Annotated in this window: 22 protein-coding genes; 11 read left to right on the forward strand and 11 right to left on the reverse strand. The window is 68.5% G+C overall.

From position 1 onward, the window contains the following. Positions 1–44 precede the first annotated feature (44 nt). Both ACXN5S_RS14830 and tpiA read left to right on the forward strand, forming a co-directional pair. Positions 45–413, forward strand: a complete 369-nt coding sequence (locus tag ACXN5S_RS14830) for a HesB/IscA family protein (protein ID WP_458606241.1) — start codon at positions 45–47, stop codon at positions 411–413. A gap of 109 nt (positions 414–522) precedes the next feature. After that, the gene (tpiA, locus tag ACXN5S_RS14835) at positions 523–1266 is read left to right on the forward strand and encodes a triose-phosphate isomerase (protein WP_458606242.1); all 744 of its coding nucleotides are present in this window, start codon (positions 523–525) and stop codon (positions 1264–1266) included. 23 nt (positions 1267–1289) lie between these two features. Here the strand turns inward: tpiA and ACXN5S_RS14840 are convergent, their stop codons facing one another. Further along, entirely contained in the window at positions 1290–1676 is a 387-nt protein-coding gene (locus ACXN5S_RS14840) for a DUF302 domain-containing protein (protein ID WP_458606243.1), read from the reverse strand. A 133-nt stretch (positions 1677–1809) separates the two neighbouring features. On the opposite strand from ACXN5S_RS14840, the gene ACXN5S_RS14845 reads away from it, so the two are divergent. Genes ACXN5S_RS14845 through ACXN5S_RS14870 form a run of 6 tightly spaced genes read left to right on the forward strand, consistent with a single transcriptional unit; the run spans position 1810 to position 8295 of the window. Next, positions 1810–2982, forward strand: coding sequence for a cytochrome P450 (locus ACXN5S_RS14845; protein WP_458606244.1), 1173 nt, complete (start codon positions 1810–1812; stop codon positions 2980–2982). Further along, the gene (locus ACXN5S_RS14850) at positions 2979–4430 is read left to right on the forward strand and encodes an amidase (protein ID WP_458606245.1); all 1452 of its coding nucleotides are present in this window, start codon (positions 2979–2981) and stop codon (positions 4428–4430) included. The genes ACXN5S_RS14845 and ACXN5S_RS14850 overlap by 4 nt, the downstream gene beginning before the upstream one ends. A 39-nt stretch (positions 4431–4469) precedes the next feature. Further along, positions 4470–5525, forward strand: a complete 1056-nt coding sequence (locus ACXN5S_RS14855) for an ABC transporter ATP-binding protein (RefSeq protein ID WP_458606246.1) — start codon at positions 4470–4472, stop codon at positions 5523–5525. A 3-nt stretch (positions 5526–5528) separates the two neighbouring features. After that, positions 5529–6428 carry an ABC transporter permease gene (locus ACXN5S_RS14860; protein WP_458606247.1) on the forward strand — a complete coding sequence of 300 codons (900 nt, stop codon included), beginning with the start codon at positions 5529–5531 and terminating at the stop codon, positions 6426–6428. Next, the gene (locus ACXN5S_RS14865; RefSeq protein ID WP_458606248.1) at positions 6428–7234 is read left to right on the forward strand and encodes an ABC transporter permease; all 807 of its coding nucleotides are present in this window, start codon (positions 6428–6430) and stop codon (positions 7232–7234) included. Before ACXN5S_RS14860 ends, ACXN5S_RS14865 begins: the two co-directional genes overlap by 1 nt. A 35-nt stretch (positions 7235–7269) precedes the next feature. Continuing rightward, positions 7270–8295: an ABC transporter substrate-binding protein gene (locus ACXN5S_RS14870; RefSeq protein ID WP_458606249.1), complete on the forward strand. Its 1026-nt coding sequence runs from the start codon at positions 7270–7272 to the stop codon at positions 8293–8295. A 281-nt stretch (positions 8296–8576) separates the two neighbouring features. Here the strand turns inward: ACXN5S_RS14870 and ACXN5S_RS14875 are convergent, their stop codons facing one another. Both ACXN5S_RS14875 and cobT read right to left on the reverse strand, forming a co-directional pair. Further along, positions 8577–9605 carry a histone deacetylase family protein gene (locus ACXN5S_RS14875; RefSeq protein WP_458606250.1) on the reverse strand — a complete coding sequence of 343 codons (1029 nt, stop codon included), beginning with the start codon at positions 9603–9605 and terminating at the stop codon, positions 8577–8579. Between the two features lie 73 nt (positions 9606–9678). Then, positions 9679–10695 carry a nicotinate-nucleotide--dimethylbenzimidazole phosphoribosyltransferase gene (cobT, locus tag ACXN5S_RS14880; RefSeq protein ID WP_458606251.1) on the reverse strand — a complete coding sequence of 339 codons (1017 nt, stop codon included), beginning with the start codon at positions 10693–10695 and terminating at the stop codon, positions 9679–9681. A gap of 70 nt (positions 10696–10765) precedes the next feature. On the opposite strand from cobT, the gene cobS reads away from it, so the two are divergent. Next, positions 10766–11524 (forward strand): adenosylcobinamide-GDP ribazoletransferase, encoded by a 759-nt coding sequence (cobS, locus tag ACXN5S_RS14885; RefSeq protein ID WP_458606252.1) that lies wholly within the window; start codon positions 10766–10768, stop codon positions 11522–11524. Here cobS and ACXN5S_RS14890 read toward each other — a convergent pair. Then, positions 11521–12258, reverse strand: a complete 738-nt coding sequence (locus tag ACXN5S_RS14890) for an FG-GAP repeat domain-containing protein (protein ID WP_458606253.1) — start codon at positions 12256–12258, stop codon at positions 11521–11523. The two genes, cobS and ACXN5S_RS14890, sit on opposite strands and share 4 nt — an antisense overlap. Next, on the reverse strand, positions 12258–12581 hold the full coding sequence (locus ACXN5S_RS14895; RefSeq protein ID WP_458606254.1) for a 2Fe-2S iron-sulfur cluster-binding protein: 324 nt from the start codon (positions 12579–12581) through the stop codon (positions 12258–12260). Before ACXN5S_RS14895 ends, ACXN5S_RS14890 begins: the two co-directional genes overlap by 1 nt. 174 nt (positions 12582–12755) lie before the next feature. Here ACXN5S_RS14895 and ACXN5S_RS14900 point away from each other — a divergent pair, with 174 nt between their 5' ends. Then, positions 12756–13274: a peptidoglycan-binding domain-containing protein gene (locus ACXN5S_RS14900; protein WP_458606255.1), complete on the forward strand. Its 519-nt coding sequence runs from the start codon at positions 12756–12758 to the stop codon at positions 13272–13274. A 79-nt stretch (positions 13275–13353) separates the two neighbouring features. Here the strand turns inward: ACXN5S_RS14900 and ACXN5S_RS14905 are convergent, their stop codons facing one another. The 6 genes from ACXN5S_RS14905 to rpiA form a co-directional block, all read right to left on the reverse strand. Beyond that, positions 13354–14871, reverse strand: coding sequence for a Do family serine endopeptidase (locus tag ACXN5S_RS14905; RefSeq protein ID WP_458606544.1), 1518 nt, complete (start codon positions 14869–14871; stop codon positions 13354–13356). Positions 14872–15098: 227 nt separating this feature from the next. Beyond that, entirely contained in the window at positions 15099–15296 is a 198-nt protein-coding gene (locus tag ACXN5S_RS14910; protein ID WP_458606256.1) for a DUF2065 family protein, read from the reverse strand. After that, the gene (gene hflC, locus ACXN5S_RS14915) at positions 15293–16456 is read right to left on the reverse strand and encodes a protease modulator HflC (RefSeq protein ID WP_458606257.1); all 1164 of its coding nucleotides are present in this window, start codon (positions 16454–16456) and stop codon (positions 15293–15295) included. Before hflC ends, ACXN5S_RS14910 begins: the two co-directional genes overlap by 4 nt. A gap of 1 nt (position 16457) precedes the next feature. Next, positions 16458–17687 carry an FtsH protease activity modulator HflK gene (gene hflK, locus ACXN5S_RS14920; protein ID WP_458606258.1) on the reverse strand — a complete coding sequence of 410 codons (1230 nt, stop codon included), beginning with the start codon at positions 17685–17687 and terminating at the stop codon, positions 16458–16460. Between the two features lie 425 nt (positions 17688–18112). Continuing rightward, entirely contained in the window at positions 18113–19474 is a 1362-nt protein-coding gene (gor, locus tag ACXN5S_RS14925) for a glutathione-disulfide reductase (protein ID WP_458606259.1), read from the reverse strand. A 397-nt stretch (positions 19475–19871) separates the two neighbouring features. Beyond that, positions 19872–20660 carry a ribose-5-phosphate isomerase RpiA gene (gene rpiA / locus ACXN5S_RS14930; RefSeq protein ID WP_458606260.1) on the reverse strand — a complete coding sequence of 263 codons (789 nt, stop codon included), beginning with the start codon at positions 20658–20660 and terminating at the stop codon, positions 19872–19874. 443 nt (positions 20661–21103) lie between these two features. Between rpiA and ACXN5S_RS14935 the strand changes: the two genes are divergently transcribed. Further along, complete coding sequence (locus ACXN5S_RS14935) at positions 21104–21457, forward strand: YbaN family protein (protein WP_458606261.1); 354 nt, start codon at positions 21104–21106, stop codon at positions 21455–21457. The last annotated feature ends 51 nt before the right edge of the window (positions 21458–21508 follow it).

The following is a 21508-nucleotide window of genomic DNA, read 5'->3' on the forward strand; positions in this document are numbered from 1 at the left end:
GAGCGGCGCGCCCGTCCTATCTTGCGAGGTGTAAAGGAGGGCCCATGTTCTCGATCCCCGGAAAGCAGGCCGTGTCGCTCACGCCGGCCGCCGCCAAGCAGATCTCCACTCTGATGACCCGCAAGGGCCACAAGGGCCTGCGCCTTGGCGTCAAGAAGGGCGGGTGTGCGGGCATGGAATACACGCTCGACTATACCGATGCTGTCGATCCGCATGACGAGGTCGTCGAGCAGGACGGCGCCGTGGTGATGATCGCACCGATGGCGCAGATGTTCCTCTTCGGTACCGAGATCGACTACGAGGTCTCCCTGCTCGAATCTGGCTTCCGCTTTCGCAACCCCAACGTCGTCGACGAATGCGGCTGCGGCGAATCGATCAAGTTCGACGAGAGCCTCGGCGCGCAGCTTGGCTGAGCCAGGCCCCCGCTAGCGCAAACACCGGCCAGCGCTAGCGCAAACAGCGCGCGCCGCGATTGTCGGCACGCCGCCCCCCTGCTAGCCCGTAGGCCAAAGGGAGGCGCACATGCCCAGAAAGATCGCTGCCGGTAACTGGAAGATGAACGGCCTGAAAGGCGCGCTGGACGAAGTGCGCGCCCTTCTCACGGCCCACCCCTCCCCGGATGTGACCGTGCTGCTCTGCCCGCCGGCCACTTTGCTCAGCGCCCTTAGCGCCACGCTTCAAGGCACGCCGCTGGCCTCTGGCGGGCAGGATTGCCATGCCGAGCCCAAAGGCGCCCATACCGGCGATATCTCTGCCCCGATGCTGGCCGATGCCGGCGCGACCTATGCCATCGTCGGCCATTCCGAGCGGCGCGCCGATCACGGCGAGAGCGACGCCGACGTTGCCGCCAAGGCCGCCGCGGCGCATGCGGCCGGCCTCACCGCCATCATCTGCCTCGGCGAGAGCCAGGCCCAGCGCGAGGCGGGCGAGCATCTGGCGGTCATCACCGCGCAGCTCAAGGGATCGCTTCCCGAAGGTGCGACCGCGGCCAATACCGTCATCGCCTACGAGCCCATCTGGGCCATCGGCACCGGTCTCACCGCCGGGCCGGCGGAGATCGAAGAGGCGCATGGTGCCCTGCGCGCCGGGCTGGAAGAGCGCCTCTCCGATGGGGCCGAAGTGAGCCTGCTCTATGGTGGCTCGGTGAAGGGCAGCAATGCCGCCGAGATCTTCGCGGTGCCGAATTTGAACGGCGCGCTTGTCGGCGGGGCCAGCCTGACCTCCGCCGATTTCTCGCCGATCATCACGGCGCTGGAACAGGCCTAGCGCCGCGCCCGGCGCAGGCCGCCTCAGATCGCGGCCACGGCCTGCGCCAGCTGCTCTCGCACACCGCCGGCAACGCTGCCGAGATCGGGGTTCTCCACCGCCATCATCGAGGCGACGGGGTCGACAGCGCTGACCTCCACCCCGCCATCGACCTCGCGCAGGATGACGTTGCAGGGCAGCATGGCACCGATGCGGGGCTCGGCGCCGATGGCCTTCCAGGCCATCTTGGGGCTGCAGGCGCCGAGGATCTTGTAGCCCGCCATCTCCTCGCCGATCTTGGCCTTCATCGTGGCCTGAACGTCGATTTCCGTCAGCACGCCGAAGCCGGCATCGGCCAGGGCTGCGCGGGTGCGCGCCTCGACATCCGCCATATCGGCATTCTCGATCATGCGGTCGATCGTATAGGCCATCTCGCCCTCCACTGGTGACTCTCGGGCGCCAAACCTGCACCCCTGCCCCGCACCTCGCCCAAGCGCGGCGCGAAGGTCAAGCGGTACGCGAGCGCCCCTTGCGCTCCCTCGCCGCGCGGGCGAGTTTCGCGCCATGCTGCGCCTCTCCCAGTCACCGACTGACCCCGCCTTCGTCCAGGACCCATACGGCTTCTACGAGCGCGCCCGCGCCGGGGGCGACCTGTTCTATTGGGAGGAGTACGGGCTGGTCTGCGCGGTCTCTCACCAGGCGGTCGGGGCCCTGCTGCGCGACAGGCGCATGGGCCGCGAGGCGCCGCCCGAATCCGCGCCGGACATCCCCGACCGCCTGCGCCCCTTCTACGACATCGAGGCGCATTCGATGCTGGAGCTCGAGCCGCCGCGCCACAAGCGCCTGCGCGGGCTCGTTCTGCGCGCCTTCACCTCGCGCCGGATCGCCGCGCTGTTGCCGGGGATCGAGGCGCTCTGCTCCGAGCTGATCGCCGATTTCCCCGATGGCCCGTTCGACCTGATCGAGGCCTATGCCAAGCCGATTCCCGCCATCGCCATCTGCCGCCTGCTCGGCACGCCAGAGGAGGATTGGCGCCAGCTCGTCGACTGGTCCAACGCCATGGTCGCCATGTACCAGGCCCGCCGCACCCCGCAGATCGAGGCCGACGCGATGGAAGCCTCCACTGCGTTCGCCGCTTACGTGCGCGCCGTCATCGCCGCGCGCCGCTCGCGGCCCGGCGACGATCTGATCACCGAGCTGATCGCGGCGGAGGAGGCGGGCGAAAAGCTCTCCACCGACGAGCTGGTGACCACCTGCATCCTGTTGCTCAACGCCGGCCACGAGGCCACTGTGCATTCCCTCGGCAATGCTGCCGCGCTGCTGCTGCCGAGGCCACCCGCCAGGGTGGATGAGGCGCTGGTCGAGGAGGTGCTGCGCTATGATCCGCCGCTGCACATGTTCACCCGCTGGGTCTACGAGCCCTGCGAGCTCTACGGCCACCGCTTCGAGCGCGGCGACCAGGTCGCCTGCCTGCTCGCCGCCGCCGGGCGCGACCTGGCAGTCTATCCCGATGCCGCCACCTTCGACCCCGAACGCTACCGCGCCAAGGCGCCGGCCCATGCGGCCTTTGGCGGCGGCATCCATTTCTGCGTCGGCGCCCCGCTCGCCCGGCTGGAGCTTCTGGCGGGCCTCTCCGCCCTCTTCGAAAAGGCCCCCGATCTCAAGCTCGCCGAGCCGCCCCAATTCGCCGATCTCTATCATTTCCACGGCCACAACAGCCTGATGGTGACCCGATGACCCCTGAAGACTACGTCGCCCATGATGCCACCGGCCTCGCCGCCCTCGTCGAGAAGGGCGAGGTCACCCCATCCGAGCTGCTCGATGCGGCGCTGGAGCGGGTGGCAGCGCTCAACCCCAAGCTCAACGCCGTCGTGCTGATTCAGGAGAAGGTCGCCCGCAAGACCATCGACGGCTTCCTGCCGCCCGGCCCCTTTCGCGGCGTGCCCTTCCTCATCAAGGATCTCGGCTGCGAGGCCATCGACTTCCCCTCGCATAACGGCTCGAAGCTCTTCGAGAATACCGTCTACGGGCAGGACAGCTCCATCTTCACGCGCATCCGCTCCAGCGGCGCGGTGACCTTCGGGCGCACCACCTCGCCCGAGGGCGGCATCGGCCCGGCGACTGAGAGCGCCGTATATGGCGGCCCGACCCGCAACCCGTGGGACACTGAGCGCACCCCCGGCGGCTCCTCGGGCGGCGCCAGCGCCGCTGTGGCCGCGGGCATCGTGCCGCTGGCGCATGGCTCCGATGGCGGCGGCTCGGTGCGCATTCCGGCTGCCTCGTGCGGGCTCTTCGGCTTCAAGGCCACCCGCGCCCGCTTTCCCGACGGGCCTTATGCCGGCGAGGGCTGGGGCGGCATGGCGATCGACGGCTTTCTGGCCCGCTCCGTCCGCGATTCCGCCGCGATGATGGACGAATGCCAGGGCCCTGATCAGGGCGCGCCCTATTTCGCCCCGCCCCTGCGCATGGGCTTTCGCCGCGCGATCGAGGCGCCGCCCGCCCGCCTGCGCATCGGCCTTTGCACCACGCAATTCGACGGCACACCCGTGGCGCCGGAGGTCGCGGCCGAGGTCGAGAAGGCCGCCAAGCTGCTGGAAAGCCTCGGCCACCATGTCACCCCGCTGCGGCCAGAGGCGCATCATGAGGGCATGATGCAGGCCTGGACGAAGATCGTCGCCTGCGGCACCGCCCTGTCGGTGCGCAAGGCACTGGCGCGGCAGGGGCGCGAGCTGCGGCCGGACGATGTCGAAGGCGTCACGCGCGGTGCCATCGCCTATGCCGACGGGCTTTCAGGCGCCGATTATCTCGAAGCCATCGGCCAGATCCACGCCTATGGCCGGCAGATGGCGGCGATGTTCGACAGCATCGACATCCTGCTCTCGCCCACCCTCGCCGAAGTGCCGGCCAGGGTCGGCCGCTTCAAGCACGATACGGAGGATTATGTCGCCTTCCGCACCGGGCCCGAGGGCGTGTTCGCCTATTCCCCCTTCTGCGCGGCCTTCAATGCCTCCGGCCAGCCCGCCGCCTCGGTGCCGCTCGGCACCAGCCCTGATGGATTGCCCGTTGGCATTCACCTTGCGGCCGCGATGGGCGAGGACGAACGGCTGATTTCGCTCTGCGCAGAGCTTGAGCAGGCGGCGCCCTGGGCAGACCGCCTGCCTGCCTTCGCCCTTGCCAGCCCGTAAACAGCCGTTCAACATCCCCTCCATGACACGGGGTACAGCATGACGAATGCCATCGAGGCCCGCGCGGTCACCAAGACCTTCGGCGCCAGCGCCGATCTTGTGACCGCGCTAAACGACGTCACCATCGAGATCGCCTCTGGCGAATTCTTCACGCTGCTCGGCCCGTCGGGCTGCGGGAAGACGACGCTGCTACGCTGCATCGCCGGCTTCGAGACGCCCACCAAGGGCTCCATCCTGCTGGCCGGCAATGACATCACCCATGCCCCGCCGAACCAGCGCAACGTCAACACCGTCTTCCAGAGCTACGCGCTCTTCCCGCATCTGACCGTCGCCCAGAACATCGGCTTCGGCCTGAAGATGCGGGGCGACGAGACCGGCAAGATCGACGCGCGCGTCGCCGAGATGCTCGCCCTGGTGAAGATGGAGCAGATGGCGAGCCGCCGCCCCGAGCAGCTTTCGGGCGGTCAGCAGCAACGCGTGGCGCTCGCCCGCGCCCTCGCCCCGGCGCCCGAGGTGCTGCTGCTCGACGAGCCGCTCTCGGCGCTCGACCTCAAGCTGCGCAAGGAAATGCAGGGCGAGCTGAAGCGCCTGCAGAACGAGACGGGCATCACCTTCGTCTTCGTCACGCATGATCAGGAAGAGGCGCTGACGATGTCTGACCGGATCGGCGTGATGTCGGGCGGCCGCCTGCAGCAGGTGGGCAGCCCTCGCGAGATCTACACCGCCCCGGTGAACCGCTTCGTCGCAGATTTCATCGGTGAGACCAACTTCCTCGTCGCCGATGCCAAGGGCGACAGCATCGCCCTGACCACCGGCGAAGAGCTCTCGCTGCCCGGCGCTGGCACCGGCAAGATCACCGTCGCCGTCCGCCCCGAGCTCATCCGCCTCACCGAGCCAGGCGAAGGGCAGATCGCCGCCACCGTAGCCGATACGGTCTATTTCGGCACCGACTGGCACTGCCATCTGACGCTGAGCGACGGCACCCCCGTCACCGCCCGCCTGCAATCGCCGCCCTCGGGCGAAAGCGCCATCGACAAGGGCGTACCAGTCGGCCTGGCCTTCCAGCCCGGCGCCCTGCGCGTGCTGGAGGACTAGCCCATGGCCCGCGCCGCCGCCCCCAGCAACACGCGCACGGCCTGGCTGCTCTCGGCGCCGGCGCTGGTGGTGCTGTTCTGCGCCGCGATGGGGCCGCTCCTTATCGTCGTCGTCTATTCCTTTCTCAGCCCCGGCGAATATTCCGGCGTGGTCTGGGACCCGACGCTGGAAGCCTGGTTCCGCGTGCTCTTCCGCCGCGACATCTTCGATGGCACCGTCAGCCTGGCCGATGCGCATCTGACGATCTTCTGGCGCTCGCTGAAACTGTCGCTGCTGACGACGCTGATCACCTTCGTCATCGGCCTGCCGACGGCCTGGTTCATCGCCACCCGGCCCGCGCGCAGCCGGCCGCTCTGGCTGTTCCTCATCACCATACCCTTCTGGACGAACCTGCTCATCCGCACCTTCGCGATCATGCAGGTCATCCGGAACGAGGGCATCCTGAACACCGGCCTCATCAAGCTGGGCCTGATCGACACGCCCATCCAGATCCTCAACACCGACACGGCGGTGCTGATCGGCATGGCCTATGTCTACCTGCCACTGATGGTGCTGCCGCTCTTCGCGGCCATCGACCGGTTCGACTTCCGCCTCGTCGAGGCGGGCTATGACCTTTACGCAAGCCGCCTCGCCGTGCTGCGCAGGATCATCCTGCCGATCATCCGGCCCGGCATCGTCGCCGGCTCGATCCTCGTCTTCGTGCCCTCGCTCGGCGCCTATGTGACGCCGCGGGTGCTGGGCGGCGGGCGCAACATGATGCTGGGCAATTACATCGAGTTGCAATTCGGCCAGGGCCGAAACTGGCCGCTCGGTGCCGCCCTCTCGATGGTGCTGCTGATCATCGTGACACTGGCGCTGCTCGTCTATGTTCGGGCCTCGTCCAGCGAACCGGAGAGGCAGTGATGGCCCGCAAAGCATTCTCTGTCACTCGCCTGCCCGGCTTCAGCGCCATCGCCATCGCGGCGTTCATCGCGCTCTACGCGCCGATCTTCACGCTGGTGATTTTCTCCTTCAACGCCGCCAATTCGGTGGCCGTCTGGGGCGGCTTCAGCCTCGACTGGTATCGCCTGGCCTGGGAGAACGAGGTCGTCCAGCAGGCGGCGCTGCGCTCTGTCATCATCGCCACCTGCGCGGCCTTCTTCTCTACCGTCCTCGCCACGCTCACTGCCGTCGGCACCACCCGGCGTGCGGGGATCAAGGGCTCGACGCTGATCTACGTGATGATCAACCAGCCGCTCATGGTGCCAGAGATCGTCACCGCTGTGGCGCTGCTCATCCTCTTCGGCGCCATCCGCACGGCGACCGGCATCCAGGGGCTCGGTTACCTGATCCTCGCCCATACCGCCTTCTGCATCCCCTTCGCCTATCTGCCCATCCGCGCCCGGCTGGAGGGGCTGGACATGAGCCTCGAGACGGCGGCAGCCGACCTCTACGCCTCGCCGTGGCAGGCCTTCCGCCATGTCACGCTGCCGCTGCTGGCGCCCGGCATCATCGCCGGCGCCATGCTGGCCTTCGTGATCTCGCTCGACGACGTCATTATCACCGAATTCGTCAAGTCGGCCGGGCAGGATACACTGCCGACCTACATGCTCGGCCAGCTGCGCCGGGCGATGACGCCCGAGGTCAATGCCATCTCCACCGCGCTGCTCGTGCTGACGGTACTGCTGCTGACCGCCTTCTTTCTCATCACCCGGGGCCGCCAGGACTGACGGCCCCCAACACGTCCGCCACAGGGAGAAATACCATGATACGGACTATGACGCTGACGACCACGGCCCTCACGCTTCTGGCCGGCGCCGCCGCCGCGCAGGAGCTCAACCTCTACAACTGGGGCAACTACACCTCCCCTGAGCTTCTGGAGAAGTTCACCGAGGAGACCGGCATCGAGGTGACGGTGACGGATTACGACAGCAACTCCACCGCGCTGGCGAAGATCGAGGCCGGCGGCCACGGCTTCGACCTCGTCGTGCCGACGGCGAACTACGTGCAGATCTACGTCGACTCCGGCCTCCTTGCCCCGCTCGACAAGGACCGGCTTGAAAACTTCGGCAACATCGCCGAGCGCTGGCAGAACCCCGACTGGGACCCGAACCGCGACTACACCGTACCGTGGCAATGGGGCACGACCGGCATTTCGGTGAACACGTCTGCCTATGACGGCGACATCAACACCTCCGGCATCTTCCTCGACCCGCCGGAAGAGCTGATCGGCAAGGTCAACGTGGTGCCGGAGATGTCCGACATCATGGCGATGACGATCTTCTACGTCGGCGGCGAGGCCTGCACCGAAGATCTGGACGTGCTGCGCCAGGTGCGCGACGTGCTGGTGGCGGCCAAGCCCTCCTGGCAGTCGATGGATTACGGCATGACCGACCGGATGAGCGCCAACGACGTGATGGCGAGCGTCAACTGGAACGGATCGTCCATGCGCATCCGCCTCAACAACCCCGACGTGGCCTATGGCTACCCGCAGGAAGGCTACCCGATCTGGATGGACAACGTCGCCCTGCTGGCCGACGCCCAGAATGTCGACGAGGCCTATCAGTTCATCGACTTCATCCTGGAGCCGGAGAACGCGGCAATGATCTCCGCCTTCGCCCGCTACGGCAACGGCGTCGCCGGCTCGGAAGAGTTCATGCCGGAAGACATGCGCACGGCACCCGAGATCGTCATCCCCGACGAGCTGGCCGACGCGGGCCTCTTCCTGCCCACCTGCCCGGCCTCGGCCAACGATCTCTACACGCAGATCTGGACGGAGCTCCTGCAATAAGCGTCGGACCGGGGGGCTGTCTGCCCCCCGGACCCCCCGAGAGTATTTCGAAGAAAGCGAGGGGGCATTTACCTCTCGCTAACCAACATTTCCGATCATGTCAGTGCGGTACAGGCTGGAGAGTCGATGACCGCAGAAAGCGAGCCCCGCCTGGCCCTCCTTTCGGGAGCGTCATGGCGGGGTAAGCCTTGTTCTCGCTTTCTTTCAAATACTCCGGGGGGCGCCGCAGGCGCGGGGGCAGCGCCCCCTCCCCGCCCGGACGCAGGCGATGGCCCTACCGCTCAGGCCCCTTCGAAGCCTGCCAGCACGTTCACCGTGTTGATCCCCACCGCCTCGATCGCATAGCCGCCCTCCATGACGAAGAGCGTCGGCAGGCCGAGCGCCGCGATCTTCTCGCCCGCGCGGGTGAAGTCGTCGCTCACCAGTTTGAAGAAGCTGATCGGGTCGTCCTTGTAGGCATCCACGCCCAGCGAGACGACCAGCGCCTCCGTGCCATGGGCGCGGACGCGGCCGATGGCGTCGTCCAGCGCCGCGCCCCACTCGTCCCACGCCGTGCCCGGCTTCATCGGGTAGTTGGCATTCGCCCCCTCGGCGGCGCCGGTACCCCGCTCGTCGGCATGGCCGAGGAAGTAGGGATAGGCGTCCAGCGGGTCGCCGTGGAGCGAGGCGAAGAGCACGTCCTCCCGGTCGTAAAAGATGTTTTGCGTGCCGTTGCCGTGGTGGAAGTCGATGTCCAGCACCGTGGTGCGGCGCCCCTCGGCGGCGAACATCTGAGCGGCCATCGCTGCGTTGTTGATGAAGCAGTAGCCGCCGTACTGGTCCGCCGTCGCGTGGTGGCCCGGCGGGCGGCAGAGGGCGAAGGCGGCGCGGGCGCCGGCGGCGACCTCGGCCTGGGCCTCCTGGGCGGAGGCGGCGGAGGAGAGGGCGGCCTCCCAGGTGCCGGCGGTGATGGCCGTCTCGGCGGCGTGGCAGTAGTAGCCGGCCTTGCCGTCGATGTTGGTGGGGATGCGGTCCGTGCGCATGCCGCGCGGCGTGATGCAGCCGGCGATCAGCTCGCCGGCATTGCCGTCGGCCTTCCACTCCGCGAAGGCGCTTTGCAGGAAGGCGAGGTAGCCGGCATCGCAGATCGCCTCGATCGGGGCCATGTCGGCGGCACCCGGCGCCACGATGTCGCCCATGCCGCGCGCCTTCAGCTCCGCCAGCACGTATTCCACGCGGGAGGGCCGCTCAAAGGGAGTCACGAACTGGCCGCCCGAAAGCTCGGCCTGCGGGAAGTGCTTGCGGTGGTCTTCGGAGAAGAAGGTTTTCATGGCGGCTCCGCTGTTTCTCGCGCCAAGGCTGCCCTGTGCCGAGCCGGCCCGCAAGGGCCGGCCGAGGCCCCGTTCACCCGGCGCTGACGCCAGCCTCGGCGAAAGTCGCCATGCCCGAATGGCAGGCGAGCGCCCCCTGCAGCACACCGATGGCCAGCGCCGCTCCAGAGCCTTCGCCGAGCCGCAGCCCCAGCGAGAGGAGCGGCACCAGCCTCAGCTCCCCTAGCAGCGCCGCATGCGCCGCCTCGGCGCTCTGGTGGCCGGCCACGCAGTGATCCAGAGCGCCCGGAACGGCCCGTGCCAGCACCGCCGCAGCTGCCGTGCAGATGAAGCCGTCGAGGATCACCGGCACGCGCTGCATCCGCGCCGCCGCGATGGCGCCCGCCATGGCGGCGATCTCGCGCCCGCCGAGGCAGCGCAGCGCCTCCAACGGGTCCTCCAGCGCAGACGGGTGGCGGGCGAGCCCCCTCTCGACCACGGCGCGCTTGCGGGCCAGCCCCTCGTCATCAACGCCGGTGCCCCGGCCGACCCAGGCCTCGGCCCCGCCGCCATGCAAAGCCGCTGCCAGCGCCGCGGCCGCCGTCGTGTTGCCGATACCCATTTCGCCGGTCACCAGCAGATCGGCGCCCTCCTCCACCGCGTTCCAGCCGGCGGCGAGCGCGGCGACCACCTCGTCCTCGCTCATCGCCGGCTCTTCGGTGAAATCCGCCGTGGGTGTCTCCAGCGACAGCGGCGTTACGCTCAGCCGGGCGCCGAAGGCGCGGGCGAGCTGGTTGATGGCGGCGCCGCCATGCTCGAAATTCGCCACCATCTGCGCCGTCACCTCCGCCGGGAAGGCCGAGACGCCGCGCGCCGCCACGCCGTGATTGCCGGCGAAGAGGCAGATGAGCGGCGCGGTCAGCGCCGGGCGCTCGTCGCCCCGCCAACCGGCATACCAGACGGCCAGATCCTCCAGCCGCCCCAGCGAGGCCGGGGGCTTGGTGAGCTGGGCGTTGCGGGCGCTGGCGCCGGCCAGTGCGATGGCATCGGGGGCCGGCATGTCGGCGAGGGCGGCGCGGAAGCCGGCGAGATCGGTGAAGGTGGCGGGCATGTCGTCCTCGTTGCGTTTGGCTCCGCCTCTCTCTAACGCTCGCCCCGACGAGGGAAAGTCCGGAGCGGACATGGCCAGAGCTATTGGCGACATCGAACCGCGCGACATCGCCGCCGCCATCGGCCTGCTCACGCGCCTCCCGCTCGGCCAGTCCCCGGTCGCGGCGGAGCGGGGCGCGCGGGCGGCCTGGGCCTTCCCGGTGGCCGGGCTGGTCGTGGGCGCGCTCGCGGGCCTGGCCGGCGCGCTGGCCCTGTGGCTGGGGCTGACACCCGGCCTCGCCGCCGCTGCCGTGCTGGCCGCGCAGGCGCTTCTAACCGGCGCGTTGCATGAGGACGGGCTGGCCGATGCCGCCGACGGGCTCTGGGGCGGCTGGGACAGGGCGGCTCGGCTCGCCATCATGAAAGACAGCCGCACCGGCGCCTATGGCGTGATCGCGCTGGTGCTGAGCTACCTGGCCCGCTTCGCGGCGCTGGAGGCGCTGATCGGCGCCGGGGCGCTCTGGCCGGCGCTGCTGGCGGTGCCGGCCTTTGCGCGGGGCGTGATGGCCTGGATCATGGCGGTGATGCCGCCTGCGCGGGAGGGCGGGCTGTCGCGCAGCGTGGGGCGCCCGGGCCGGGCCGGATGGCTGGCGCTCGGGCTGGGAACGCTCTGGGTGCTCGTGCTGCTCGGCTGGGCGGGGCTGCCGGTCGTGCTGGCCGGGTTCGCGGCGGCGGCGGCGCTGGCGCTGGTGGCGCGGGCGAAGATCGGCGGGCAGACGGGCGACATTCTGGGCGCGGCCTGCGTGCTGGCGGAGATTGGCGGGCTGGCGGCGCTGGTCGCCGGGCTCTAGGGCGCCGCGCAGGAGAGCGCGGCGGCGATGCTCGCCGGGCCCGTGGCCGGGCCGATCTCGCGAGTGCTCAGGCCCGTACCATCGAAGCGGACGGCAATCAGGCGCTGCCAGTCGGGGCTGAGGAGGATCATTTCCGGCCCTTCCCCGCAATCGCGCACACCGCCGCTGATGCTCTCGTCACCGATCCGGTGGTTCGTCACCCCCTCAAGCGCCGCAACCTGCACCAGCCGGTCGCCCTGCAACCGCACCACGCGCAGAACTCGCGTCAGATGCGGCCGGTCGACATAGGCGATCTCGACCTGCCCGTCGCCATCGAGATCGGCGGCACCCACCGGTGCCAGCCAGCGGTGGCTCTGGCCGATGAACTCCGTCGCCGCGATCCGAGCCTCCGGGCCGTAGACCGCCAGACGCGCGCCGAGGGAGAGGTCGCTCTCCACCACGATGGCCTCGGGCGAGCCATCGCCGGTGAGATCGGCCAGGCGCGGCGCCACATCCTCGAAGACGCGTGTATCCGGCAGCCGGATCGTCACGTCCTGCAGCTGCACGTTGGCGCAGGCGGGGCAGAGATTGACGCGGAACGTCAGCGCGCCCCATTCGATGGCATCGCCGAGCACGCCGTGATCGTAGCGATCCGTCGGCTCGGCGTATTCGGCCGAGACCACCTTGCTGAGGCTCTCCTGCGCGGCCGCCCCATTCCCGGCCATAGCGGCGAGGAACAGCGCGGCCCAGCGCATCAGATCTGCTTTTCGGGCATCTGCACGACGAGGCCGTCGAGCGCATCGGAGACCTTGAGCTGGCAGGTCAGGCGCGAGCGGTCGGGGTTGGGCTCGAAGGCAAAATCGAGCATGTCCTCTTCCATCGGCTCCTTGCCGGGCAGCTTGTCGACCCAGTCGGGATGCACGTAGACATGGCATGTCGAGCAGGCGCAGGCGCCGCCGCAATCGGCCTCGATCCCGGGGATGCCGTTGTCGCGCGCGCCCTCCATCACCGTCAGCCCGTTGGGCACGTCGACCACGTGCTCGGTTCCGCCATGTTCGATATAGGTTATGCGCGCCATCGATGCCTCTTCGCGTCGGATCGGGCCCTTGATAGGCGAGGCGGCCAGGCAAGGCCAGAGGGGGCGCGGGAAAGTGAGTCCGCGCCGCCACAGGGGCGCCGCGCGAAGCGCCCCGGCCTTTCCGCCCTCTCCCCCGGCGCCATATATGAGGGCGACCCCAATGGCAGACGCCCCATGAGACGCGCCCTCCCCCTTCTCCTCCCATGGCTCGCCGCCTGCACCCCGATTCAGGAGGCGCCTGCCGCCCTGACGCCTGCCCTGCAGGGCGCCGAGATCGAGATCGGCGAGGGCGGGCGCTGCTTCGGCCGCGACATCCAGCCGGCGGTGATCGAAACGGTGACGGCGCATGAGCTGGCCTCGCCCGAGGTACGCGGCGAGGACGGCACGGTCGTGACTCCGGCCAGCTACCGCACGGTCACTCGGCAGAACATCGCCCGCGAGCGGCAGGACGTGCGCTTCGAGACGCTCTGCCCGCCGGTCTACACGGCGCCCTTCGTCGAGAGCCTGCAGCGGGCGCTGGCGGCGCGCGGCTATTACGACGGGCCGGTCAGCGGGCAGCTCGATGTGGCGACGGGCCGGGCGATCCAGGATTTCCAGCGTGGCCGGGGGCCGGACAGCCCCTTGCTGTCGCTCTACGCGGCGCAGGCGCTGGGGCTGGTGGAGCTGACGCCCGAGCAGCTTGAGCGGCTGTAGGTCCCGGACAAACTAAGCCGGCCGAACGAAAAAGGGCGCCCCGAAGGGCGCCCTTTCGACGTCTGCGATCGTTTGAGGATCACTCGTCAGCGTCGTCGATCACCAGCGCGACGAAGCGCGGGTCACCGCCGCGGCGGATGAGCAGCAGAAGCGAGCGGCGGCCGGCTTCGCGCGCATCTTCGATGCGGGTGTTGAAGTCGTCCAGCGAGGCGATGGTCTGCTGGCCGGCCTCGGTGATGACGTCGCCGGGCAGGATGCCCTTCTCGCCGGCATCCGAGAGCGGATCGACATTGGTCACAAGCAGGCCGGAGAGATCGCCGAGGTCGTATTCCTCAACGAGGTCGGGCGTGATCTCGGACAGCTCCAGCCCGAGGATCTCGTCGCTTTGCGGCGCTTCCGGCTCGCCTTGCTGCGCGGCCGGGACCGGATCGATGTTCTCTTCGCGGCGTCCGAGTGTGACGGTCAGCGTTTCCGGCTGGCCATTGCGCAGCACCTCAACCTCGACAGCCTTGCCCACCGGCGAGTTGCCGACGATGTTGACCAGCTCACGGGTGTTCTCTACCGCCGAGCCGTCGAAGGTGAGGATCACGTCGCCGGAGAGCATGCCGGCATCCTTGGCCGGGCCATCCGGCACGTCGGTGATCAGCGCGCCCTGGGCGGAGTTCATGCCCACGATGGCATCCACCATGTCGGGCGTGATGTCCTGGATGTGGACGCCGAGCCAGCCGCGGCGGGTTTCGCCGAATTCCACCAGCTGATCGACCACGCGGGTGACGACGTTGGAGGCCATCGAGAAGCCGATGCCGATGGAGCCACCGTTCGGCGAGAGGATCGCCGTGTTCACCCCGATGACTTCGCCGTTCATGTTGAATAGCGGGCCGCCGGAGTTGCCGCGGTTGATGGCGGCGTCGGTCTGGATGAAATCGTCATAGGTGCCCGAGAGGGCGCGGTTGCGGGCGGAGATGATGCCGGCAGAGATCGAGAAGCCCTGGCCGAGCGGGTTGCCCATGGCCATGACCCAGTCGCCCACTTCGGCATTGGTATCGTCGCTGTCGCCGAATTCGACGTAAGGCAGATCGGTCGCGTCGACCTTCAGCACCGCGATATCGGTGTTGGGGTCGGTGCCGACCAGCTCTGCCGGGCGCGTGTCGCCCGAGAAGAACTCGATCTCGATCTGATCGGCGCCTTCGATGACGTGGTTGTTTGTCACGACATAGCCGTCCGACGAGATGACGAAGCCCGAGCCGAGCGCGGACGAGCGGCGCGGCGCCTCACCACCGCGATCCTGGAAGTCGCGGAAGAAATCCTCGAAGGGCGAGCCTTCCGGCACCATGCCCTGCGGGCCGGTCGAGCCGGCGATCATGGTGGTGGTGGTGATGTTGACCACCGCGGGGCTGACGTTCTGGGCCAGCTCGGCGAAAGAGGCGGGACGGTCGAGGGCCGGGTTCCCCAGCGGGGCCGTGTCACTGTCGGCCGTGACGCCGGGGTTGGCGCCCGTATCCTGGGCACCGACGACAGCCGGCGAGAAGGCCAGCGTCAGACCGACGGCGGCGGCGCCAAGGCCGAGCGGCCCGGCCGTGGTAAGTTTGGACCTGATCGACACTTGTGAATCTCCATTCTGGTTTCTGACCACTCTTGCGGCATCAATGGCACGCGAGAGGGGCGGATGTCGGCGAACATGGCGCCATCTTGGGGCATTGCACAATCGCCTGTTGCAAAGCGTCAAGGCCATGTGAATGGCCGCAATCGGCATGTGAGCTTAGCGTGAAGATCAGATTAACGCTGCCGTGTCAGGCCGTTACGCCGTCGTGAAAGGGGCGCGGACTAGGCCCCAAGCGACGTACCCAGCCAGGCGATTGCGATGCCCAGCGCCAGGGCACCGAGGCCGACGAGGCGCCGCATCGGCACGTTCATCGCGCGCAGCACCTCCAGCATGGCCTCGATGAGGTTGGGCGCGAGGGCCCAAAGCAAACCCTCGGCCACCAGAAGGAGGCCGAGGGACAGGATCAGGGTTGCGATCAATTGCCGGCTGCGGGCGCCGTCTCACCTTCGCGCTCGAGCGTCACGTCGTCGCCCGGCTCGATGGTGATGACATCGGAGCTGTCACCAGCGGCGGCATCCTCTTCCGCCGGAGCGGCCTCGTCTGCCGCGGGCTCGGCCGTGTCGGCCGGCCCGGCAGAGCCGTCACCTTCCGGCAGCGCCTCGCCTTCGATGGCCGGCACGCCCAGTTCAGAGCCCTCGTCGGCCTCATCGCTGGCGGTATCCTGCAAAGTGGCCGGCGTTTCCTCCGCCGACAGACCGCCGCTCGTGGCGATGTTGTCGGTGTAGAGGTAGTCGAAGAACTCGCTGTCGGGCGTCATGACGAGCGCGGTGTTCGAGGAGTTCAGCGCACCGCGATAGGCCTGCAGGCTGCGGTAGAAGTCGAAGAACTCCGGATCGGCGCCATAGGCATCGGCGAAGATGTTGTTGGCTTCGGCATCGGCCTCACCCCGCGTGATCTGCGCCTCGCGCTCGGCTTCTGAGCGGGTTTCCACCACGGTCCTGTCGGCGAGAGCGCGCACACGCTGCGCCGCCTCGTTACCGCGGGCCACCTCGTCGGCAGCCTCACGTTCACGCTCTGCGCGCATCCGGCTGAAGGTGGCATCGAGGTTCTGCGGCGGCAGGTTGGTCTGCTTCAGCCGCACGTCGACGACATCAAGGCCGAGGCCCAGCGCCGAGGCGCGGGATTGGTCGCGAATACGCGTCATCAGCAGGCGGCGGTCCGACGACAGGATCGTGTCGGAGGTCACCTGATCGGCACCCAGAACTTCGCGGATCTGCGAGTTCAGGATCGAGGCCAGACGGTTCTCGGCCGTGGCGATGCCGCCCACGCCGACAGCCTGACGGAAGCGCACGACATCGGCGATGCGATAGCGCGCGAAGGCATCGACGACGAGACGCCGGTCATCCGAGGGCGTGACCTCGATGGTCTGCGTGTCGAGGCTGAGGATACGGTCGTCGTAGCGCACGACATCCTGGATGATCGGGATACGGAAACCGAGCCCCGGTTCCTCCTTCACATCGACGATCTGGCCGAATTGCAGGACCAGCGCCTTCTCCTTCTCGTTCACCACGTAGAGCGACGAGAAGGCGAGCAGCACGATGATCACGACAGCGGGGATAAGATAGACAGCACGGCGCATATCAGTTGCTCCCCGTTTGCGTGGCGGCGGGCGCAGGTGTCTGCGCGGACGACCCGGACGACCGGTTCAGCTCGTTGAGCGGCAGATAAGGCACAACACCCTGCCCGCCCTCAGAGCCGACGAGGGCCGAATCGAGGATCGTCTTGTCGACGTTGCCCAGCACCTCTTCCATCGTCTCAAGGTAGAGACGGCGGCGGGTGACATCTTCAGCCGTCTGGTAGGCCTGCAGGACCGAGGTGAAGCGGCTGGCCTGGCCGAGCGCGTCGTTGACGGTTTCGGCGCGGTAGGCCTCGGCCTCTTCCACGATCTGCGCGGCGGCACCGCGCGCCTCGGCGAGGACACGGTTCGAATAGGCATCGGCCTGGCGCTGCAGACGGTCACGCTCTTGCTCGGCAGCCTGCACGTTGCGGAAGGCATCGATCACCTCGGCCGGCGGGTCGGCCCGCTCGAGGTTGACGCGGACGATGTTGATGCCGCTCTCGTATTCGTCGAGCGTATCCTGAATGCCCTCCTGCACGTTCGCGGCGATGATGCCACGGTCGCGGTTGAGGATGGGCGCCAGCGTCGAGGCCGCGATGACCTCACGCATGATCGATTCAGACACGGCCTGCACCGTTTCCTGCGGCTCGGCGATGTTGAACAGGTAGCGCGCCGGGTCGGACACGTTCCAGACGACCTGGAAGTTGATGTCGACGATATTGGCGTCGGTCGTCAGCATCAGGCCATTCTGATCGCGGGTATTGCCGGAGGAGCCGATGTTCTCTGTCCGCTCGGAGGTGACGTTGACCACCTCGTAAGTGACCAGCGGCCAGGGCGCGAAGTTGAGGCCGGGCCCGCCGGTGGAGGAATATTCGCCGAGGAAAAGCTCGACCGACTGTTCCTCGGGGCGGACGGTGTAGAACGACATGAACGCCCAGGCCGCCACGATCACCGCCGCGGCGATGCCGATGGTGCCGCGGGTGATGCGGAAGTCACCGCCGCCACCGCCGCCGCCATTGCCCGTGCCATTGGGCCGGCGATTGCCACCGCCGCCCATCAGCACGCGCAGCTGTTCGCGGCCTTTGTTCATCAGGTCGTCGATCTCGGGAATGGAGCCCTGCCCATTTTCGCCAGGACGGCGCCCGCCGGGGCGGCGCCCTCCGTCACGACCGCCTTCGCGGTCCCCGTCGTCGTTTCCTCCGCCCTGTCCGCGGCCGCCACCGCCCCAGGGCCCTTGGCTGTTGCCTGCCATAAGGTCCTTCGTCTCCCTTTGCCCGGTCAGTCGGACGTTCACTCACATCTGGACTGTGACGGCCCGAGATTCAAGCTGTGCGCGGCAGAGAGGCTTGTTTGATTGGAGACGAAGGCCTCACAAACTCGCTCTATCTCGTGAGAAGAGCGGAGGTTGGCGCTTGGCTTCCGGCGATTGCCCCGGCGGGCCGCTTGCCGACTGCCGCCACGGTCGCACACGGGTCGAGCGCCGGCCCGTGGGGTGGCGCCCCTCCTGCCCCGCTACCGCGCTTTTTGGCTGCCACATTACTCCAAGCGAAGGGGTCAGCGCTGTCGTTACCGGAGCGCCAGCCCGCGGGACGGGCTGGCGCCCGCCCTGCGCCTTTGGCGCGCACCGGGCTGGGGGAATGGCGGTACGGTTAGGACGACCGGGTTACCCCCAGCGTCTTACCCCACGCGACGAACCGGCGCACGCATGGTCACCAGCTCTTCAGCGATGGTCGGGTGCACGGCGCAGGTCTGGTCGAACTGCTCCTTGGTGGCGCCCATCTTCACCGCGATGGCGGCGAGCTGGATCATCTCGCCCGCCTCGGGAGAGACGATATGGCAGCCAAGCACCACGCGGGTCTCGGCATCCACCACCAGCTTCATCAGCACCCGGTCGGGCGCGCCGGTGAAGGCCGAGCGCATGGGGCGGAAGGAAGTGGCGTAGATCTCCACCGGGCATTGCTCCGCCGCCTGCTCCTCCGTCAGGCCGACGCTGCCGAGCTCGGGCTGGGTATAGACGGCCGAGGGGACCAGCTCGTGATCGACCGGCGTGGGGTTGGCGTTGAACACCGTCTCGACAAAGGCAATGCCCTCGCGGATCGCGACCGGGGTGAGGTTGATGCGGCCGGTGACGTCGCCGATGGCATAGATCGAGGGCGTGTCGGTCTGGCTGTATTCGTTCACCAGCACCTCGCCGTGCCGGCCGAGCTGCACGCCCGCCTCCTCCAGCCCCAGGCCGGCGGTGTTGGGCACCCGGCCCGTGGCGAAGAGCACGCGCTCGTAGATCGCCTCGTCTCCGTTGGAGCCCTTCACGCGCAGCCCGCCCTTGACCTCCTCGGCCTCCAGCACCGAGGTGCCGCAATGCAGGTTCACGCCGCGGTGGCGCATGCCCTCTGCCACCAGTCCTCGGGCCTCGCCGTCGAAGCCGCGCAGGATCTGCTCGCCGCGGTAATATTGCGTCACCTCGACGCCCAGCCCGGCCATGATGCAGGCGAATTCGCAGGCGATGAAGCCGCCGCCGATGATCAGCATCGACTTCGGCAGGCTCTCCATGTCGAACAGATCGTCAGAGACCATGCCATGCTCGGCCCCCGCCATCTCGGGCCGGAAGGGCCGGCCGCCGGTGGCGACGAGGATGTGCCGGGTGGTGATCTCGGTGCCGTCGGCCAGCGCGACGGTATGTGGATCGACCACGCGGGCGCGCTGGTCGTGGAGCGTGACGCCGGCCTTCTGCAGGCCGGAGCGATAGATGCCCTCCAGCCGGTCGAGCTCTTTATGCAGGCGGGTTTTGAAGGTCGGCCAGTCGAAGCTGGCCTCGCCGATCTCCCAGCCGTAGCCCTCTGCCTCTTCCAGCGCGGCGGGCACGGCGGAAGCGAAGACCATCAGCTTCTTCGGCACGCAGCCGCGGATCACGCAGGTGCCGCCCATGCGGCTCTCTTCCGCCAGCGCCACCTTCGCGCCGCCCTGCGCCGCCAGCCGGGCCGAGCGCACGCCGCCGGAGCCGCCGCCGATCACGAAGAGATCAAGGTCGAATTCCGCCATGGCTGGGTCTCCTGTTGATTTGGGGCGATGCTATCCCACGGATTGCGCGAGGAGACCAGCCGGGAGCGCCGGGCGGAGAGCTGCGTGGGGCCCTGCCCCACACCCCGGAGTATTTCGAAGAAAGCGAGGGGGGAAGAGGGCGACGACGCGGCGGCGGGGCCGAGGGATGGGGAGCGACGAGACCATCGGCGGGTAGAGACCACAGTGCACGCCGGTCCGTCGGGTGGCGCTCCAATGGAACCGCTATCGCGCTTTATCCTAGACAAACCCGTCCCGGCGGAGGGCTATGCGCTGACTTCACCAGAGCGCCAGCCCGCGGGTACGGGCCGGCGCTCGCGCGGCGGCCTGAAGGCCTTGTTTCCGCGCGGGGGAAGAAGCCGTGTACCGCGCCCCGACCCTACTCGCCAATGTCGGAGAAGGCGTTGCCGTCTTCGACGAAATCGTAGCGATCCTCGCTGACCTCGCCGGAGGCCAGATCGCGCACCTCGACCCGGCCATCGCCATGGCCGATGACCACGGCGTCGCAGATGTCGATGAACAGACCGTTTTCGACCACGCCGGGAATCTGGTTGAGCACCAGGCTGAGTTGCCGGGCGGTGCCGATGCGATTGAGATGCAGATCGAGGATGTGGTTGCCCTCGTCGGTGACATAGGGCGCCTCGCCGTTCATGCGCAGCGAGGTGGTGCGGCCGAGCACATCGAGGCCGATCAGGGTTTCCTCGATGAGCAGCTTGGTGGTCTGCCAGCCGAAGGGGATCACCTCGACCGGCAGGGGGAAGGCGCCGAGCGTCTCCACTTCCTTGCCGCTGTCGGCGACGACGATCATCTGGTCCGAGGCGGTGGCGACGATCTTCTCCATCAGCAGAGCGCCGCCGCCGCCCTTGATGAGGTTCATCTTGCCGTCGAACTCGTCGGCGCCGTCGATGGTGACATCGAGCCAGCGCGCCTCGTCGAGGCTGATCACCTCGATGCCGACCTCGCGGGCCAGCTCGGCGGTGCGGGTGGAGGTGGGCACGCCGGTGATCTTGAGCCCCTCGTCGCGCACCATCTCGCCGAGGCAGCGCACCAGCCAGGCGGCGGTCGAGCCGGTGCCGAGGCCGACCTTCATGCCGGATTCGACAAAGCGGGTGGCGCGCTTGGCGGCGACGAATTTGGCCTTGTCGATGGGCGACAGATCAACGGGCATGAGCGGGCTCCTTCCGGCGGCAGGGCCTTATAGGAAGAATGGGCCCGCGAGGCGAGAGGGGAGATGGATTGGGTGCGCCCGCCGCGCCCTTTCGGGGGTTGGTTGGGACGCTCTGCGCCGCTCCTCCCTCGCGCCACGGTGCCGCGCCGGGCAAGCGCCTGCCCGTGGGGTGGCTCTGCTCCCTTCCCGCAGATGTGCTTTATGCTGGCCACACTCCTCGTCGCGGAGGGCTCGGCGCTGACTTCACCAGAGCGCCAGCCCGCCGGGACGGGCAGGCGCTCGCCCGGCGCCTTCGGCTCGAGTCCGGGCGGGGTGCGGCGCGGCACCAGGGGTCGCAACCCTTCACCCACCGCCGCCCACACCCCACCACCCTTGACCCGCCGCCCCCGCAGCGCCACTTCGCGAGGGCGGGCGGCGGAGGCCCGGGGCAGACGGGGCAACAGATGACGCGTTGGGTCTACATGGGCCTCGGCTGGCTGGCGGTGGCGCTGGGGATCGTCGGCATCGTGCTGCCCGGCCTGCCCTCGACCGTCTTCTTCATCCTCGCCGCCTATTGCTTCGCCCGCTCCAGCCCCGCGCTGCACGCCCGGCTGCTGGCCAACCCCCGCGTCGGCCCCTCCATTCGCGACTGGGAGGAGCGGGGCGCCATCCATCCGCGCGCCAAGCGGCTCGCTATCGGCACCATGGGGGTCGTGCTGCTCATCAGCGTCGTGCTGCAGCTGCCGCTCTGGGTGATTCTGGTGCAGATCGGCGGCATGGGGCTGGGCGCGGCCTTCATCCTGACCCGTCCCGATTGAGCCGCCCCCAAACGTCGCTTTCCGCCTGCGGCCGGTCTCAGCGGGGTGGTG

The organism is Pseudoroseicyclus sp. H15, from assembly GCF_054353345.1.

Excerpts from the sequence above, each read along its gene's own strand:
- ACXN5S_RS14875 (WP_458606250.1), bottom strand. The coding sequence starts at position 9,605 with ATGAAAACCTTCTTCTCCGAAGACCACCGCAAGCACTTCCCGCAGGCC.
- ACXN5S_RS14895 (WP_458606254.1), bottom strand. The coding sequence starts at position 12,581 with ATGGCGCGCATAACCTATATCGAACATGGCGGAACCGAGCACGTGGTC.
- ACXN5S_RS14900 (WP_458606255.1), top strand. The coding sequence starts at position 12,756 with ATGAGACGCGCCCTCCCCCTTCTCCTCCCATGGCTCGCCGCCTGCACC.
- ACXN5S_RS14840 (WP_458606243.1), bottom strand. The coding sequence starts at position 1,676 with ATGGCCTATACGATCGACCGCATGATCGAGAATGCCGATATGGCGGAT.
- tpiA (WP_458606242.1), top strand. The coding sequence starts at position 523 with ATGCCCAGAAAGATCGCTGCCGGTAACTGGAAGATGAACGGCCTGAAA.
- ACXN5S_RS14865 (WP_458606248.1), top strand. The coding sequence starts at position 6,428 with ATGGCCCGCAAAGCATTCTCTGTCACTCGCCTGCCCGGCTTCAGCGCC.
- cobS (WP_458606252.1), top strand. The coding sequence starts at position 10,766 with ATGGCCAGAGCTATTGGCGACATCGAACCGCGCGACATCGCCGCCGCC.
- rpiA (WP_458606260.1), bottom strand. The coding sequence starts at position 20,660 with ATGCCCGTTGATCTGTCGCCCATCGACAAGGCCAAATTCGTCGCCGCC.
- ACXN5S_RS14855 (WP_458606246.1), top strand. The coding sequence starts at position 4,470 with ATGACGAATGCCATCGAGGCCCGCGCGGTCACCAAGACCTTCGGCGCC.
- ACXN5S_RS14830 (WP_458606241.1), top strand. The coding sequence starts at position 45 with ATGTTCTCGATCCCCGGAAAGCAGGCCGTGTCGCTCACGCCGGCCGCC.
- hflC (WP_458606257.1), bottom strand. The coding sequence starts at position 16,456 with ATGCGCCGTGCTGTCTATCTTATCCCCGCTGTCGTGATCATCGTGCTG.
- ACXN5S_RS14850 (WP_458606245.1), top strand. The coding sequence starts at position 2,979 with ATGACCCCTGAAGACTACGTCGCCCATGATGCCACCGGCCTCGCCGCC.
- ACXN5S_RS14890 (WP_458606253.1), bottom strand. The coding sequence starts at position 12,258 with ATGCGCTGGGCCGCGCTGTTCCTCGCCGCTATGGCCGGGAATGGGGCG.
- ACXN5S_RS14860 (WP_458606247.1), top strand. The coding sequence starts at position 5,529 with ATGGCCCGCGCCGCCGCCCCCAGCAACACGCGCACGGCCTGGCTGCTC.
- ACXN5S_RS14935 (WP_458606261.1), top strand. The coding sequence starts at position 21,104 with ATGACGCGTTGGGTCTACATGGGCCTCGGCTGGCTGGCGGTGGCGCTG.
- hflK (WP_458606258.1), bottom strand. The coding sequence starts at position 17,687 with ATGGCAGGCAACAGCCAAGGGCCCTGGGGCGGTGGCGGCCGCGGACAG.
- ACXN5S_RS14845 (WP_458606244.1), top strand. The coding sequence starts at position 1,810 with ATGCTGCGCCTCTCCCAGTCACCGACTGACCCCGCCTTCGTCCAGGAC.
- cobT (WP_458606251.1), bottom strand. The coding sequence starts at position 10,695 with ATGCCCGCCACCTTCACCGATCTCGCCGGCTTCCGCGCCGCCCTCGCC.
- gor (WP_458606259.1), bottom strand. The coding sequence starts at position 19,474 with ATGGCGGAATTCGACCTTGATCTCTTCGTGATCGGCGGCGGCTCCGGC.
- ACXN5S_RS14870 (WP_458606249.1), top strand. The coding sequence starts at position 7,270 with ATGATACGGACTATGACGCTGACGACCACGGCCCTCACGCTTCTGGCC.